This is a genomic window from Rothia sp. HMSC062H08, assembly GCF_001810775.1.
In the GTDB taxonomy this organism is placed as follows: domain Bacteria; phylum Actinomycetota; class Actinomycetes; order Actinomycetales; family Micrococcaceae; genus Rothia.
Map to the genome: position 1 here is coordinate 380,848 of NZ_KV802668.1, position 16,539 is coordinate 397,386.

At 61.4% G+C, this 16,539-nt stretch carries 11 protein-coding genes; 10 read left to right on the forward strand and 1 reads right to left on the reverse strand.

What is annotated here, in order from left to right; genetic code table 11:
- The first annotated feature begins 12 nt into the window (after positions 1-12).
- A complete protein-coding gene (locus HMPREF2765_RS06640; RefSeq protein WP_049345119.1) occupies positions 13-2,232 on the forward strand; it encodes a polyribonucleotide nucleotidyltransferase in 2,220 nt (739 codons plus the stop codon).
- A gap of 200 nt (positions 2,233-2,432) precedes the next feature.
- Entirely contained in the window at positions 2,433-3,764 is a 1,332-nt protein-coding gene (locus HMPREF2765_RS06645; protein ID WP_049356035.1) for a M16 family metallopeptidase, read from the forward strand.
- Between the two features lie 207 nt (positions 3,765-3,971).
- Here HMPREF2765_RS06645 and HMPREF2765_RS06650 read toward each other — a convergent pair whose 3' ends face one another.
- Positions 3,972-5,918: an acyltransferase family protein gene (locus HMPREF2765_RS06650; RefSeq protein WP_070604813.1), complete on the reverse strand. Its 1,947-nt coding sequence runs from the start codon at positions 5,916-5,918 to the stop codon at positions 3,972-3,974.
- Positions 5,919-6,170: 252 nt separating this feature from the next.
- Between HMPREF2765_RS06650 and dapB the strand changes: the two genes are divergently transcribed.
- The 8 genes from dapB to HMPREF2765_RS06690 all read left to right on the forward strand — a co-directional run bounded on the left by dapB (position 6,171) and on the right by HMPREF2765_RS06690 (position 16,524).
- The gene (gene dapB, locus HMPREF2765_RS06655) at positions 6,171-6,941 is read left to right on the forward strand and encodes a 4-hydroxy-tetrahydrodipicolinate reductase (protein ID WP_070604818.1); all 771 of its coding nucleotides are present in this window, start codon (positions 6,171-6,173) and stop codon (positions 6,939-6,941) included.
- A gap of 9 nt (positions 6,942-6,950) precedes the next feature.
- Complete coding sequence (locus HMPREF2765_RS06660) at positions 6,951-7,613, forward strand: tetratricopeptide repeat protein (RefSeq protein WP_070604820.1); 663 nt, start codon at positions 6,951-6,953, stop codon at positions 7,611-7,613.
- 193 nt (positions 7,614-7,806) lie between these two features.
- Positions 7,807-8,742 carry a 4-hydroxy-tetrahydrodipicolinate synthase gene (gene dapA, locus HMPREF2765_RS06665; protein WP_005507104.1) on the forward strand — a complete coding sequence of 312 codons (936 nt, stop codon included), beginning with the start codon at positions 7,807-7,809 and terminating at the stop codon, positions 8,740-8,742.
- Between the two features lie 389 nt (positions 8,743-9,131).
- Entirely contained in the window at positions 9,132-10,847 is a 1,716-nt protein-coding gene (locus HMPREF2765_RS06670; RefSeq protein WP_005507894.1) for a ribonuclease J, read from the forward strand.
- 256 nt (positions 10,848-11,103) lie between these two features.
- Positions 11,104-14,301, forward strand: a complete 3,198-nt coding sequence (locus HMPREF2765_RS06675) for an FtsK/SpoIIIE family DNA translocase (protein WP_070604823.1) — start codon at positions 11,104-11,106, stop codon at positions 14,299-14,301.
- Between the two features lie 200 nt (positions 14,302-14,501).
- Entirely contained in the window at positions 14,502-15,149 is a 648-nt protein-coding gene (gene pgsA / locus HMPREF2765_RS06680) for a CDP-diacylglycerol--glycerol-3-phosphate 3-phosphatidyltransferase (protein WP_070604826.1), read from the forward strand.
- Between the two features lie 100 nt (positions 15,150-15,249).
- Complete coding sequence (locus HMPREF2765_RS06685; protein WP_070604829.1) at positions 15,250-15,840, forward strand: CinA family protein; 591 nt, start codon at positions 15,250-15,252, stop codon at positions 15,838-15,840.
- 276 nt (positions 15,841-16,116) lie between these two features.
- Entirely contained in the window at positions 16,117-16,524 is a 408-nt protein-coding gene (locus tag HMPREF2765_RS06690) for a helix-turn-helix domain-containing protein (RefSeq protein WP_012903910.1), read from the forward strand.
- Positions 16,525-16,539 lie beyond the last annotated feature (15 nt).

Sequence of the window (16,539 nt, forward strand, 5' to 3'; positions counted from 1 at the left end):
AAAGAAGGAACCGTGGAAGGTCCCGAAATCAAGTTTGCTGAAGTCGAAATCGACAACGGCATTCACGGTAAGCGCCACGTGCGCTTTGAAACCGGCCGCCTCGCAAAGCAGGCTGCTGGCTCCGTCCTCGTCACCATCGATGACGAGACCACCCTGCTCTCCGCAACCGCAATCGGCAAGTCTCCCCGTGAGGGCTTCGACTTCTTCCCGCTGACCGTGGATGTGGAAGAGCGCATGTACGCAGGCGGCAAGATCCCCGCATCGTACTTCCGCCGCGAAGGCCGACCCAGCACCGAGGCAATCCTGGCTGCACGCCTGATTGACCGCCCGCTGCGCCCCGCCTTCACCAAGGGCATCCGCAACGAGGTTCAGGTCGTTGTGACCGTCCTGACCTACGAGCCGGACGAAATCTACAACACCTTCGCAATCAACGCTGCATCCGCATCGACCTCCCTGTCCGGTGCGCCGTTCAACGGCCCCATCGGTGGCGTGCGCATGGCACTGATCGACGGCCAGTGGGTCTGCTTCCCCAAGTACTCCCAGCTGGAAAACGCTGTGTTCGACATGGCTGTTGCAGGTCGTATCGTCACCAAGGCTGACGGTACCGAAGACGTCGCCATCATGATGGTTGAGGCAGAAGCAACCGACAACTCCTGGAAGCTCATCAAGGAAGACGGCCAGATCGCCCCCACCGAAGAGATCGTCGCAGAGGGCCTGGAAGCAGCTAAGCCCTTCATCGCAGCACTGTGCAAGGCGCAGGCTGACCTGGTGGCTCGCGCAGGCAAGCCCGCCCTGGAACTGCCCTTCTTCGGCGGCCACGGCGAAGACGTCGACGCAGCAGTTGAAGCATTCGCAGCAGACCGCCTGGCAGAGGTGTACTCCATCGCTGGCAAGCAGGAACGCGAAGCAGCAGCATCCGAGCTGCAGGAAGAGCTCATGGAAGCTCTCACCGGCGAAGGTAAGGAATTCGAAGAGCGCTCCAACGAGGTTTCCGTAGCATTCGCTGCCCTGACCAAGCACGTGGTGCGCCAGCGCATCCTCACCGATCAGGTCCGTATCGACGGCCGCGGCCTGACCGACATCCGCCAGCTCACCGCTGAGGTCGAAATCCTGCCCCGCGTTCACGGCTCCTCGCTCTTCGAGCGCGGCGAAACCCAGATCATGGGTATCACCACCCTGAACATGCTCAAGATGGAGCAGCAGCTGGACTCCCTGCACCCGGTCAAGTCCAAGCGCTACATCCACCACTACAACTTCCCGCCGTACTCCACCGGTGAGACCGGCCGCGTGGGTTCGCCCAAGCGCCGCGAAATCGGCCACGGTGCACTCGCAGAGCGTGCAATCACCCCGGTGCTGCCCTCCCGCGAAGAGTTCCCCTACGCAATCCGTCAGGTCTCTGAGGCTCTGGGCTCCAACGGCTCGACCTCCATGGGTTCGGTCTGCGCATCGACCCTGTCCCTGCTGAACGCCGGTGTGCCGCTGCGCGCACCCGTTGCAGGTATCGCAATGGGCCTGGTCTCTGACGAGGTTGACGGCGAGACCCGCTACGCAGCCCTGACCGACATCCTCGGCGCGGAAGACGCACTGGGCGATATGGACTTCAAGGTTGCAGGTACCTCCGAGTTCGTGACCGCTATCCAGCTGGACACCAAGCTCGACGGTATCCCCGCATCCGTGCTCGCTGGCGCACTGACCCAGGCACGTGAGGCTCGCCTGCACATCCTCGAGGTGCTCGTCAGCGCGATTGACGCACCGGATGAGATGAGCGAGTTCGCACCGCGCATTATTTCCGTGAAGATCCCGGTTGCCAAGATCGGTGAGGTCATCGGCCCCAAGGGTAAGATGATCAACCAGATCCAGGAAGACACCGGCGCAGACATCTCCATTGAGGACGACGGCACCGTGTACATCGGCGCAGCTGACGGCCCCTCCGCCGAGGCTGCACGTTCGGCAGTGAACGCTATCGCTAACCCGCAGGTTCCCGAGGTTGGCGAACGCTACCTGGGTACCGTAGTGAAGGTGACCGACTTCGGTGCGTTCATCTCCCTGACCCCCGGTAAGGACGGTCTGCTGCACATCTCCGAGATGCGTAAGCTCAACGACGGCAAGCGCGTTGTTGACGCTGAGGACGTTGTCTCCGTGGGCCAGAAGGTCCAGGTGGAGATCACCAAGATTGATGACCGCGGCAAGCTCTCGCTGGCACCGGTCGTTGAGGGTGGCGACGACGACTAGTCGTAACCCCCGCTAAGTGATGAGGGGCGTTCGGCGCACCCGGTGCGGTTGATTCCCCGCCGGATGCACCGGGCGCCCCTTCGCTGTGCTTGCCCTGCATCTTTTGATGCTCACCCGCCCCACCAGCTGTGGGACTGCCTACAGGTAGTGGGGCGGGAATGCTTACCTTCAGACGTACCTGTTGAAAGGTTCTTCTCTCTATGTCTATTTCCCTGCCCGTCGAGCTTGAGGTCATCGCCGAAGAGCTCAACTACGAGCACGGCCGCCTCATCTACGAGGGTGTAGGCGGTAACGAGGTGCGCCGCTCCATCCTGCCCGGTGGCGTACGCGTGATTACCGAAAAAATGCCCGGTACCCGCGGCGTATCCATCGGGTTCTGGGTGGGAGTCGGCTCCCGCGACGAAGCCCCCGGCATGCTCGGCTCCACCCACTTCCTGGAGCACCTGCTGTTCAAGGGCACCGGCACCCGCACCGCCCTGGACATCGCCTCCTCCTTCGACGCGGTAGGCGGCGAATCCAACGCCCTGACCGCTAAGGAACACACCTGCTACTACGCGCGTGTGCTCGACGATGACGCACCCATGGCGGTGGACGTCATCACCGACATGGTCACCAACGCCCTGCTGGACCCGGCTCACCTTGAGCAGGAACGCGGCGTGATCCTCGAAGAGATCGCCATGGACCAGGACGACCCGACCGACGTTGCTTTCGAAAACTTCGTGGAGCAGCTCATGGGTGAGAACCCGCTGGGCCGCCCCATCGGCGGTACCCCGCAGGAGATTACCGAGGTGCCGCGTGACGCCGTGTGGGAGCACTACAAGCGCTACTACACCCCGGACCGCCTGGTTATTTCTGCCGCCGGTTCGCTGGAGCACAGCACCATGGTCCGCCTCGTGCTGGAGGCGCTGACCCGCTACGGCTGGAATCTGCAAGAGGGGGTGGCACCGGCACCGCGTCGCGTACGTACCGACAGCGGCATTGTTCCGCTGAGCGAGCTGCGTGAGGTGGAGAAGGGGTTCGAGCAGACCAACATTGTGATGGGCTGCCCGAGCATTATCGCCGGTGACGACCGCCGCTACGCAATGAGCGTGCTGACCAGCGCATTCGGTGCGGGCATGTCCTCGCGCCTGTTCCAGGAGATTCGTGAGAAGCGCGGCCTGGCCTACAGCACGTTCGCGTTCTCCGGTGCGTACTCGGATGCCGGCTACTTCGGCATGTACGCGGGCTGCCTGCCCGCTAAGACCGAGCAGGTGCGTGAGGTCATGGGCTACGAGTTCGATAAGCTCGCCACCGCCGGTATTACCGAGGAGGAGCTGACGAAGGTCCGCGGCCAGCTGGCTGGCTCCACGGTGCTCGGTAGCGAGGACTCGGGCTCGCGCATGTCCCGCCTGGGCCGCGCCGAGCTGGACTCTGGACTGTTCACAAGCACCGATGAGCTGCTGGAGAAGATCCGCGCGGTCTCCCTGGAGGAGGTTCGCGACCTGGCGGCGTACCTGGGGCAGCAGCAGATGATTACCACCATCGTGCGCTAACCCTTGAACATCCCTAACGCACAACGCTGATAAGGCATAGAATGCCCGTTCCCACACCCCACCAAAGCGGGGGAGGGAACGGGCATTTTGTGTGCATCGGTATCTATTGAAGAGATGATTCCAAGAAGTGCTTCCGGGCGCTCTGCCGCCCATGCTCTTGACGCTCAGCATGAGCGGCAGAACCCGAAAAGCTACTGCTGAGAGCTACTACTTCTGTGCCTTGGCAATAGCCTCCATCAGCACCTGGGCGTAGAGCTCCTGACCGGCAGCCTCCGGGTGAACACCATCGGAGGAGAGCAGACCGCTCTGAGTCTGCAGAGCCTGGCGGATCGTAGAGTTCCAATCCGCAATAATCACGCGATCAGAATGCTGAGCCGCAAACTCACGAATCTTACCGTTCGAGTAGTCAATCCAGGTCAGGTTGCGCGGACCGTAACCGGTGACCAGCACCAGCTTAGAATCGGCAGGCATAGCCGCCAGAACCTCGTCGAGCTGACCGTCCAGAATGGTCGAGTTCGCGGTCACCGACAGTACGAAGGTCTTACGAATCTGGCCGTTGGCACCCATGGACTTAATAATCGGCAGGGCCTTGGCGATGGTGCGTGCTTCCTGCGCGTCAATAGTTGCTTCGGGCATCTTGTCGTACAGCTCGGGGGATACCGCCACCACAATGGAGTCACCCACAATGGTCACCTTCGAAGAATCCACCGAACCGGTTGCAGCCTTCGACACCGAGGGGCTTGCCGAAGCCTTCGCGTCCTTACCCGTTGCGCTCGGGTTTGCCGATGCGCTCGCGGCCTGCGCCTCCTGACGCGCCTTCAGACGCTCAGCGGCGGCACGCTTGCCGTCCTCAACGGACTGCTGCGCGGTAGTCATCGCCGGAGCGGTGTGCACCGCCAGACCGGTCGAAGCAGCCGCCACAACAACGGCAAGAGCCACCGAAACCGGCAGGAACTTAGTGCGAGAGGACTGGAAAGCCGCTACCGCACGGTTAGCGCTACCGCGGAAACCGTAACGGCGAATCGGGGTCTCAACCCAGCGGAAAGACATCTCCGCGATAGCGAAGGTTGCTACCAGAACGCCCACGTTTACCAGCGGGGAACGGTCCGCACCCATCAGGTAGTGCATGACCACGGCGAGCGGCCAGTGCCACAGGTACAGGCCATAAGAGCGCTCGCCCACCCAGCGCAGGGGAGCGAAGTTCAGCAGGCGGCGCAGCACCTCGGAGGCGCCAGCAAGCATGTCGGGAAGCATGCCCTGAATCACGCCCAGTGCCAGCAGGGAGGCGCCGAACAGACCCCAGGGAATCGCACCGGGAGCCGACTCGGGAACCAGAATTGCGTAGGGAATCAGAGCGAACAGGGACAGCCAGCTGATCATGACGCGGGCGAAGGCAACCAGGCCAAAGGGCTGAGCCACGCGGTACAGCACGGACTGCTGCAGCGGCGGATACAGCGACCAGGGGCGCGCAAACGCCAGCAGGGCGCCGAGCAGCAGGCCGTACAAGTGAGTGTCGGTGCCGTAGTAGACGCGGCTAATGGGTGCGCCGGACATCAGAAGAGCGGTAGCAACGCTCAGTGACGCAATAATGCCCAGCACCATAACCACGCTGAAGCGACGCCACGAACGGCGCAACAGCACGCCGGCACCAACAATCAGCAGCGGCCACACCACGTAGAACTGTTCTTCCACAGCCAGGGACCAGAAGTTCGTGAAGAGCTCCGGGGAGGTCTGCGCGAAGTAGTCGTTACCGGCAAAAATGGAAATCCAGTTGGACGAGAAGGTCGCCGCACCGGCGAGCTGTCGGCCGAGGTTCACCTGAATATCGCCGCCAATGAGCAGGCTGACCGGTCCCATGACCAGAATCAGCAGGGTAATGGCGGGAAGCAGACGGCGGGCACGGCGAATCCAGAAGTTGCCCAGGGCAATTTTGCCGGTGAGCGCACCTTCACGCAGAAGCAGGGAGGTAATCAGGAAACCGGAGATGACGAAGAAGATATCCACGCCAATCATGCCGCCGGGTAGTACGGTGGGCCAGAAATGGTACACCATCACGAGGAGCACAGCGATTGCTCGCAGGCCGTCCAGACCCGGCAGAATATAACGCCGGTTAGCCTCATCTGGACGCACGGAGGAGGTAAAGAGGGACTTCATACTGTCTGTGTACTCCGTAGGACGGAAATTATAGAAATACTTCCTAATTATATGGTTGCTAACTTTAGATAACGTATTAAACGGCTTGTATGACGGTTAGATTACTTCGCTTTTTATGCCGCTGAGGTTCCGCAGGGCATCTCACCCAGCGTGTGCGATGGCGTGCACCGCGCTCACACGGGGATAATAGAGGCTGTACGTCACAGCGTCTGCCCCATCGTCGGGGTGCTCATAAGTTACGGAGGAGAGAAGATGGCCCGCGAGGGTAACGAAAAAATCTGGAAGGTAGCGGTACTCGGTGCCGCGGGCCGTATGGGTTCTGAGGCGGTGCGCGCCGTCAACACCTCCGCAGACATGGACCTGGTGGCGGCACTGGGCCGCGGCGACGACCTGCAGGAGCTGGTCGATGCCGGTGCAGAGATTGTTATTGACCTGACCGTTCCCGATTCCAGCGAGGCGAATGTGCGTTTCGCGGTGGAGCACGGTATGCACGCTGTGGTTGGTACGACCGGTTGGACCCCCGAGCGTCTGAACTCCCTGCGCGAACTGCTGGCTGAGCACCCCGAGGTGGGTGTGCTCATCGCCCCGAACTTTGCGATTGGTTCGATTCTCGCCACCGAGTTCGCGGCGAAGGCGGCACGCTACTTCGAGTCTGTAGAGATTATCGAGATTCACCACCCAAATAAGGTGGACGCCCCCTCCGGTACCGCTGTGCACACCGCCCGTAAGGTGGCTGCCGCCCGCGCGGAGGCTGGCGTGGGTGCAAGCCCGGATGCCACCACCTCCGATCCTTTGGGCTCGCGCGGCGCCGTAATCGACGATATTCACGTACATGCGGTGCGTCTGCGCGGCATGGTGGCGCATCAGGAGATTCTGCTGGGCGATCCCGGTCAGCAGCTCGTGATTCGTCACGATTCCTTTGACCGTGCCTCCTTCATGCCCGGCGTACTGTTGGGTGTGCGTGAGGTGGCGGCGCATCCGGGTTTGAGCGTGGGCTTGGACGCCTACATGGATTTGTCGTAGGGGAGCGTTATGTCTGAACAGACTTCACCCGACGCCTCGCAGGTATCTTCCGAGGCTCGTAGCCCCTGGTGGACTTCACTGCGTCTGTGGACTATCTGTGCGTGCGTGCTGATGGTGCTGACCGTGCTGATTCTTCCGTTGCCTTTGGCGGCGCGTGCCTCTATTTTGGGTGTGCTGATTTTTAGTGCTGTCTTTGTGACGGTGGATGCTGGCGGATTCGGCAAGACCTTCGCGGCGCTGACTTGCGCGCTGCTGACCCTGTACCTGGTGCATATTGCGCAGCAGGGGTTCGTGATGCTCACCTCCGGTTCGGTGGCTGGCATTGTTCTTGGTGCGGGTATGATTCTGCTGCCGATTCTGGGTGCGTGGGCGCTGGTGCGTGAGGTGCTTTTCGGTGCTCGTATTCAGCGTATGGCTCAGGAACTGGCGGCGTCAGGCGAACTGGCGGAGGATACCCTGCCTCGCACCCCGAGCGGTAAGGTGGACCGTGAGGCGGCAGCGGTGGAGTTTGAAGGCTTCGCGGCGGCGGTTGAGCAGGACCCCGAGAACTGGAAGGCGTGGTTCAACCTGGCGTGCATGTACGATGCCGGTGGTGAACGCAAGCGTGCCCGTGCGGCGATGCGTAACGCGTGGTCGTTGCGTTCGGGCGGTCAGGCGAAGGGCATGCGTTAGGCTCTGACCCTGCGATCCCTAGTCAATGCCACATTTATTTTCGGTATGAGACTGATAACGCCGAGGCTATGTGCCCGGTTTCATAGGCTCTCGTGGAAGTACCGCGGGTTTGAAAGAGTCCGAATAGTAGAACACGCATGAAAACTTATGCGTTCTAACGGAAAAATCTGCATTTCGGGCGTACTCTGGACATATGTCTGAGAACCTTTCGAACCCCGGTACTTTTGTTGAACCCGTCTTCGGTCGCCTCCTGACCGCAATGGTGACCCCCTTCGCGAAGGACGGCTCCGTTGATGAAAAGCAGGTCGCAGACCTGGCGAACTACCTTGTGGAGAACGGTCACGATGGTCTGGTAGTCTGCGGTACCACCGGCGAATACTCCACCATGACCGATGACGAGAATGAACGCGTCTTCCAGATTGTGAAGGACACCGTCGGTTCTCGCGCGAAGATTATTGCCGGTGTTGGTTCAAACGATACGGCGCATACTATTGAGCTGGCGCACCGTGCCGAAAAGATTGGTGTGGACGGCCTGCTGGTCGTGACTCCCTACTACAACAAGCCGACTCAGCCGGGTGTCTACGCCCATTTTGCGACCGTTGCGCAGGCAACTGAGACCCCCGTCATGCTTTACGATATTCCGGGTCGTGCGGGCATCCCCATCGCACCCGAAACCTACCGTCGCCTTGCAGAAATTGATAGTATTGTAGCGGTGAAAGACGCCAAGGCAGACTTCGGTGCCGCAACCGAAGTTATGGCAACCACCGACCTGCACTACTACAGCGGCGACGACGGACTGACCCTTCCCTGGATGGCAATGGGCGCCGTCGGCCTCGTCTCGGTGACCGCACACGTGGCACCCGCACTCTTCCGTGCCCTGATTGATGCTGTCGTTGCACAGGACCTGGTGGAGGCTCAGCGTCTTCACCTGGAACTGACTCCGATTGTCCGAGCAACCATGGGCCGTGCCCCCGGTTGCGTTGCCGCCAAGGAAATTCTTTCCTGGCAGGGTGTGCTGGATGAGCCCGTCGTTCGCCTGCCGCACGTACTCTCCGAACCGGAGGTTGCCCAGGCGATGCGAGCTGACCTGCTCTCCTCGAGCATCGCTCACACCCTGAAGAACGCCTAAACTTTAACGCAGAACCTGCACAACTTATCGTGCAGAGCGCGTATATATAGAGGACTTCGGCTACCGTCACACCCCGACTTCGGGCGCATGATGTAGCCAACGGACGCGGACTCCACACCTAACACTAGGTGAGGGGTCCGCTCTGGCGTATTGCCGCGGTTTACCGCCCAATGATTCGGCCACCACTCAGACAGGGGCCCAGCTTAGGCAGAGGCACCCGCGCACTACACCCCCAATACTTTTGAATACTTTCGGTGATTTGGACGCACCGGCAGCACCCCACCTCCTCGGCATGTGAGAGCCGAACCGGCGGGAGCGCATGCGGTACGAAGCGTCGCCTACGAATCACAGACATCACAAGAAAACATAGAAGAAAGAGGAGACACACGATGAGCGTCTTTGAAGCGAATCTTCCCCTCCCTCCCCGCCTGAAGAAGGACACCCTGCGCGTGGTGCCCCTGGGCGGTCTGGGCGAAGTCGGTCGTAACATGACCGTGTACGAAATTAACGGCAAGCTGCTGATTGTTGACTGCGGCGTGCTCTTCCCCGAAGAGTCCCAGCCCGGCGTGGACCTGATCCTGCCCGACTTCAGCTACATTGTCGACCGTCTGGACGACGTGGTTGCCATGGTGCTGACCCACGGCCACGAGGACCACATCGGTGCGGTTCCTTACCTGCTGCGCCGCCGCCCCGACATCCCCCTGGTCGGCTCCGAACTGACCCTGGCGCTGGTCGAGGCGAAGCTCGCCGAGCACCGCATCAAGCCCTACACCCTCGCGGTGAAGGAACACCAGGTGGAGCGTTTCGGCCCGTTCGAGTGCGAGTTCGTTGCTGTGAACCACTCGATTCCGGACGCACTGGCTGTTTACATCCGTACCAAGGCTGGCAAGGTTCTGCACACCGGTGACTTCAAGATGGACCAGCTGCCGCTGGATGGCCGCATCACCGACCTGCGCCACTTCGCTCGCCTGGGCGAGGAGGGCGTGGACCTGTTCCTGCCGGACTCCACCAACGCTGAGGTTCCCGGCTTCACCCCGACCGAGAAGCACATCGGTCCGGTGCTGTCGAACGTATTCCGTGACGCGAGCGGCCGCATCATTGTGGCGTCCTTCTCCTCGCACGTTCACCGTGTGCAGCAGGTTCTGGACGCAGCCGCTGAGCGTGGCCGCAAGGTCGTGCTCGTGGGCCGCTCCATGGTCCGCAACATGACCATCGCTGAGAAGCTGGGCTACCTGAAGGTTCCCGCCAACGTGCTGGTGGACCTGAAGAAGGTTGACGACTACCGCCCCGACCAGATCGTGATGATGTGCACCGGTTCGCAGGGCGAGCCGATGGCGGCACTGTCGCGCATGGCGAACGGTGACCACAAGATTCAGATTGAGCCCGGCGACACCGTGGTGCTCGCCTCCTCGCTGATTCCCGGTAACGAGACCAGCGTCTTCCGCATCATCAACGCCCTCATGAAGCTGGGCGCTAACGTGGTGCACAAGGGCAACGCGAAGGTCCACGTTTCCGGTCACGCTGCCGCGGGTGAGCTGCTGTACTGCTACAACATCCTCAAGCCGAAGAACGTTATGCCGGTTCACGGTGAGGTTCGCCACCTGATTGCTAGCGGTGACCTGGCGATGGAGACCGGCGTTCCGAAGAAGAACGTGCTGCTCTGCGAGTCCGGCACCGTCGTGGATCTGCGCGATGGCGTGGCGTCCGTGGTGGGCGAGGTTCCCTGCGAGTACCTGTACGTTGACGGCCGCTCCGTCGGTGAGGTCACCGAGAGCGATCTGAAGGACCGCCGCATCCTGGGTGAAGAGGGCTTCGTGTCCATCGTGACCGTGGTGGACCGTGCAACCAAGCGTGTGGTGACCGGCCCGGATATTCACGCTCGCGGTATCGCGGAGGACGACGCGGTATTCGACGAGATTGTTCCGAAGATTACCGCCGCCCTGGAGGATGCTCTGCACCGCGCACCCGAGAAGGTGCACACCGTGCAGCAGCTGCAGCAGATTGTGCGCCGCACCATCGGTGCCTGGATTTCTCGCCGTCTGCGCCGCAAGCCCATGATCGTTCCCGTGGTTGTTGAGAACACCTCGAAGGCCGCGAAGAACTAATACTCTGCGCGAGGCTAGGTGCCCGTCATAGCGAAAAGGCGGGGTCGATACGTTGTGTCGGCCCCGCCTGCTGTGTATCTGCCGAACGGATGGGTGAAAGCTGCGCGAAAGCTGCGCGAAAGCGAACATAGCAGGGGAGAAGCGCCTCATCAGCGCCCTATCAATGCCCTCACAGGCACAGGGCGGGGCACACTTTTTAGCTCACTGATAACGAAAGAATCGGTACATTAACGGGAAGGTTGATACCCTAAAAGGTATGGCTCCACGGACCACGAAGGGTCGTAACACGACCTCTACTAAAGCAAACACTAAGAAGACCACCCGCAAGCGCACCACCTCCCGAGGCGGTGCCCAGCGCGGTGCCAACGCGGCGAACCCTGTAGCGGGCGCTATCTCCTCCGTCTGGCTGAGCATCGCTCACGCTATCGGTGGGCTCTTCCGCTCCATCGGCGCGGTGCGCACCGACCTTGCGCCCGAAGACCGCCGTGACGGCGGCGCGCTCACCATCCTGCTGTTCGGCCTGATTAGCGCCGGAGTGGAGTGGTACAACTGGCGTGCCCACACCTCCCTCGGTTTGTTGCGTGCGCCCCTGGACGCCTGGCACACCATGCTGGGCGGTATTTTCGGTCAGGGCGCCCTGCTGGTCCCGGTGCTCTGCCTCATCATGGCGTGGTGCGTTTTCCGTGGACCCGACCTGATTAAACGTAATAACCGCGTGGCGTTGGGCTCCTTCATCATCCTGGTGGCGACCTCCCTGTTCTTTGCTCGCCATGCGGGTCACCCGACCTTCGCGGATGGTTTTGACGCCGTCTGGGCTGGTGGTGGTGTGGCTGGCGTGCTGCTGGGCACCCCCATTGTGCGTGTGAGCGGCGGTATTGCGTTCGTTGAGATTCTGATTCACCTGCTACTGGGTATTGCCGGTCTGATGGTTCTGACGAATACCCCGATTCGTCAGGTGGTGCCGCGTACTTTGCACCTGGTCGGTCTGGCTCTGGGTGAGAAGCCGAACGGCACGACTCGAACCTCCGTTAAGGACAGCCCTTCGGATGCGACTCAGACCGTGGACCTGAACGCTGAGGAGCATGACCGCAGCTACCTGTACGGTGACGATGAGAAGCCGGCACGCACGCCTCAGAAGTCTGGCGGCCTGTTCGCTCGTCTGCGCGGCTGGTTGGGCATTGCTCCCGCTACGTCGACCGATTCTTCCCTGGACGAGTACGCCGGTGATGAAGCATTCGTGAGCGCCGTGGTGGATGAGACTCACCCGGAGACCACGCAGATGCCGGTACAGCCGGAGGACTCCGCACAGGATTCTGCGCAGGCATCCGCTCAGCAGACGCGCCCGGCGGCTAAGCCGAACCGTCTGTCCCGTCTGCCCGGTCGCCTCAATCAGGCACCGGCCGCGCAGGGTGCGTCAGCCCAGGGTACCTCTGCACAGAACGGCGCTTATTCGAGCAGCCCTGACCTCTTCGACGTTGAGGCGTCGGATGCGCCCGCAGCCCGCCTGGATCAGGTGCAGCGCGCCGCTGTGGCGAACGGCCGCGTGAACCGTATTCCTGGCGAGGAGCCTCTCTTTGATGTTGAGGCATATGACGGCTTCGGCGCTTCTGAGGAAGCTGCACCGCAGACTAAGCCGCACCAGGTGGTGAACCCTGCGCAGTCTGCCGCCTCGGCTTCCGCGTCCCAGGCTCCTGCCGCACCCGCGGCTCAGCCTCCGATTCCGACCCGCATGCACTCGCCGGGTGCTCACCCGAAGAACGCGGCTCCCGCGGCTTCGCGAGCGCCCGAGGCTGGCGCATCCCGCCCGTTGCAGAACAACACTCAGGTGGCGACCACCGAGCGGGCGCGCGGCGAGCAGGTCGTGCAGTCCTCCCGCGGCACCTATGTGCTGCCCTCGGAGGAGATTCTGGTTGCTGGTCCGCCCGCCAAGGAATCTTCCGAGGTGAACCAGCACGTGGTTGAGGCTCTGACGAATGTGCTGGAACAGTTCAAGGTGGATGCGCAGGTCACCGGCTTCTCGCGCGGCCCGACCGTGACCCGCTACGAGATTGAGCTGGGTCCCGCCACGAAGGTGGAGCGTGTGACCGCGCTGAGCAAGAACATTGCGTACGCTGTGGCAAGCCCGGACGTTCGTATTCTGTCCCCGATTCCGGGTAAGTCCGCAATCGGTATTGAGATTCCGAATACGGACCGTGAGACCGTTGCCCTGGGTGACGTGCTGCGTTCCCCGCAGGCTCACGCGAACCAACACCCGATGGTCATGGGTGTGGGTAAGGACGTTGAGGGCGGCTTCGTGCTGGCGAACCTCGCGAAGATGCCGCATATGCTGGTCGCTGGTGCGACCGGTGCCGGTAAGTCTTCGTTCGTGAACTCGATGATTACCTCGATTCTGATGCGTGCAACCCCGGACCAGGTGCGCCTGGTGATGGTTGACCCGAAGCGTGTGGAGCTGACCGCCTACGAGGGTATTCCGCACCTGATTACGCCCATCATTACGAACCCGAAGAAGGCCGCTGAGGCTCTTCAGTGGGTGGTTCGTGAGATGGACGCCCGCTACGACGACCTCGCCCACTACGGCTACAAGCACGTTGACGACTTCAACAAGGCGGTGCGTGAGGGTAAGGTTCAGCCCGATCCCGGCAGCAAGCGTACGGTGCACGAGTACCCGTACCTGCTGGTGATTGTTGACGAGCTCGCCGACCTGATGATGGTCGCTCCGCGTGACGTGGAAGAGGCGATTGTTCGTATTACGCAGCTGGCGCGTGCGGCGGGTATTCACCTGGTGCTGGCGACCCAGCGTCCGTCGGTGGATGTGGTGACCGGTCTGATTAAGGCGAACGTTCCGTCTCGTATGGCGTTTGCGACCTCCTCGGTCACTGACTCTCGCGTGGTGCTGGATCAGCCCGGCGCGGAGAAGCTGATCGGTCAGGGTGATGCGCTCTTCCTGCCGATGGGTGCTTCGAAGCCGATGCGTGTTCAGGGTGCGTGGGTGTCTGAGTCTGAGATTCACGCCGTGGTTGAGCACGTGAAGAAGCAGGCGCCGACCATCTACCGTGAGGACGTGATGGTCTCTGCTGCGAAGAAACAGATTGATGAGGAAATCGGCGATGACCTCGACGATCTGCTGCAGGCGGCGGAGATTGTGATTACGACCCAGTTCGGTTCGACCTCGATGCTGCAGCGTAAGCTACGCATGGGCTTCGCGAAGGCTGGCCGCATCATGGACCTGCTGGAGTCGCAGGGCGTGGTGGGCCCCTCGGAGGGCTCGAAGGCACGTGAGGTGCTCATCCGCCCGGATGACTTGCAGGCGACCCTGGCGCGTATTCGCGGTGAGGAGCCTCCGGCTGCTGACCCTTACGCGAATGCCGTGGACCCGGGCGAGCCGGTCACCGACTATTTCGATGAGCCCGATGATGAGGGCTCGGAGGACGCCTGGCAGCTGACCGGCCGCTAGCCCCTCAGCGCCCTATCCATTCGGCTGAGTCCACTCAGCTGAGTGAGCGTGCGACATGCACCCCGTATCATCCCTGTGATGTCTGCTACGGCACACGTATAATGGACGGTACGGGGTGTTTGCGTATCCCCGATACGTTTAGGTGTCGGTGCGTACGCGGTCTCTCACCGTCGAAAGCCATCTACCCGTAAGGAGCCGTTATGAGTGAAGCTCGCAATTCCGCATCCGCCGGTGCGGTCAGCACAGCGAAGCCTTCGAACTGGAATGTGCCGAATGTGCTGACGGTTCTGCGTATTATTGCGGTTCCTTTCTTCATTGTTGCCCTGGTTGCGGGCGGTACTTTTGGTGCCGCTGATCCGACGCACCGCTGGCTGGCGTGGATTATTTTCATTATTGCTATGCTCACGGACTGGGCGGATGGTTACCTGGCGCGCTCGCGTAATCTGATTACGAGCTTCGGTAAGATTGCTGACCCAATTGCCGATAAGTTCCTCACCGGCGCGGCGTTTATTGTGCTGTCGGCGCTGGGTGAGCTGTGGTGGTGGGTCACGATTGTGATTCTGCTGCGTGAGTGGGGCATTACGATCATGCGCCTGTTCGTCATTAAGTACGGTGTGATGGCTGCTAGTAAGGGCGGCAAGATTAAGACTGTGCTGCAGACGGTTGCGCTGGTGCTGATGCTTCTGCCGCTGGGCCAGCTGGGTCTTGGCTGGCTGATTCCCGGTTGGGTTCTGATGGGCGCGGTCACCGCGATTACCGTGTGGACCGGCCTGGTGTATGTGCGTGATGCGTATATTTTGCGCCGTAACTGGTTGCAGGCTCAGGCCTCCCAGGGCGGCGGTAACTAGAGGCGAGGGGAGTGGTGTGTGCTGCTCCCCTTCGCTGTACCTGCGGTGCGTTGCGTGCCGCGTGAGGTTTTGGGCGGCGGTGCGCCGCTGAAAGGAGAGAATGATGGTTCCCCTCGTACTTGAAGATGCTCTGTCCCTTGAGCTTTCGACCGCTGAGGTTTTCTCCGGCACCCCGGAGGCAGCGGCGCTGCTACTGCGTGATGCGGTGCGGTTGCGTGCCTCCCAGGAGGGGCCGGTGCTGGTGGCGACGGCTGAGTCGCTGACCGGCGGGGATGTGGGCGGCGCGATTTGTACGGTGCCGGGCGCATCCGCGTATTACCGCGGCGGCGTGATTTCCTACGCCTACGAGGTGAAGGCGCAGGTGCTGGGAGTGGATGCTCAGCTGCTGGCGCGTGAGGGTGCGGTGCATCCTGCGGTGGCGGTGCAGATGGCTGTTGGTGCGGCGCGTGTGTGCGGTGCCGATTATGCGGTGTCGACTACGGGTGTTGCCGGTCCTGATCCTGCGGATGGCCAGCCGGTGGGCACGGTCTATATTGGCGTGTGTTCCCCGTCCGGTTCTGAGGTGTTTGAGCGCCACTATTCAGGGGATCGCGCGCAGATTCGTGCGGCGGCGAGCGCGGATGCGATTGCTTTGCTGGCACGTGCGGTGCGCGGTGGTGCCGGTGGGGTTCTGAAGGACGAGCTGGCGTAGCGTGCTAGGGCTGGGCTGTGCGGTGCCTGGAACGGCTGTGTCGTCGTCTGTGCGGCGCCTACCTGAGAAAAAATTTTACGGTTCAAATATATTCACAGGGTTCTTTCAGCTCCGAGGGAATAAAGGCATAGGTTCGTCTGTTTGAATAGATACAAGCCGTAAGAAGAAGACAAAAATGGCGGGGCTCCTAGCTCACGCTCCAAAAATCAGTTAGGCTTAACTATGTACAGTCCCGCGCGTCGGGAATACCTACTCAGGAAAGTGATATAGAAGCTCATGGCTAAGCAGCGCGTATCGATTAATGGCATTACTAAGTGGAAGGAAATCGAGGAGACCCCCCGACAGGCCGCCCCGGTCGTTGAGGAAGCCAAGGTTGTTCCCCTGCGACAGGCAATCGGTGAGGTCCTTCGCGACGTTCGCCAGCGTCAGGGCCGCACCCTGCGTGAGGTTTCCCAGCGTGCCCGTGTTTCCCTCGGTTACCTGAGCGAAGTTGAGCGCGGTCAGAAGGAAGCTTCCTCCGAACTGCTGGCATGGATTTGCCAGGCTCTGGACATTCCGATGTCCCAGATGCTGCGTGAGGTTGCCGACCGTATGGCGGTTCTCGAGGGCGTTCAGATCCCGGATACTGTTCCGGCTGAGATGTCTGAGCAGTACAAGAGCGATTACTACATTCTCTCGAAGTAATGCGAGGCGGCACAT

What these genes read in the sequence shown, in the direction of transcription:
- HMPREF2765_RS06645 (WP_049356035.1), top strand. Translation starts at nt 2,433, where the DNA reads ATGTCTATTTCCCTGCCCGTCGAGCTTGAGGTCATCGCCGAAGAGCTC.
- HMPREF2765_RS06650 (WP_070604813.1), bottom strand. Translation starts at nt 5,918, where the DNA reads ATGAAGTCCCTCTTTACCTCCTCCGTGCGTCCAGATGAGGCTAACCGG.
- dapB (WP_070604818.1), top strand. Translation starts at nt 6,171, where the DNA reads ATGGCCCGCGAGGGTAACGAAAAAATCTGGAAGGTAGCGGTACTCGGT.
- HMPREF2765_RS06660 (WP_070604820.1), top strand. Translation starts at nt 6,951, where the DNA reads ATGTCTGAACAGACTTCACCCGACGCCTCGCAGGTATCTTCCGAGGCT.
- dapA (WP_005507104.1), top strand. Translation starts at nt 7,807, where the DNA reads ATGTCTGAGAACCTTTCGAACCCCGGTACTTTTGTTGAACCCGTCTTC.
- HMPREF2765_RS06670 (WP_005507894.1), top strand. Translation starts at nt 9,132, where the DNA reads ATGAGCGTCTTTGAAGCGAATCTTCCCCTCCCTCCCCGCCTGAAGAAG.
- HMPREF2765_RS06675 (WP_070604823.1), top strand. Translation starts at nt 11,104, where the DNA reads ATGGCTCCACGGACCACGAAGGGTCGTAACACGACCTCTACTAAAGCA.
- pgsA (WP_070604826.1), top strand. Translation starts at nt 14,502, where the DNA reads ATGAGTGAAGCTCGCAATTCCGCATCCGCCGGTGCGGTCAGCACAGCG.
- HMPREF2765_RS06685 (WP_070604829.1), top strand. Translation starts at nt 15,250, where the DNA reads ATGATGGTTCCCCTCGTACTTGAAGATGCTCTGTCCCTTGAGCTTTCG.
- HMPREF2765_RS06690 (WP_012903910.1), top strand. Translation starts at nt 16,117, where the DNA reads ATGGCTAAGCAGCGCGTATCGATTAATGGCATTACTAAGTGGAAGGAA.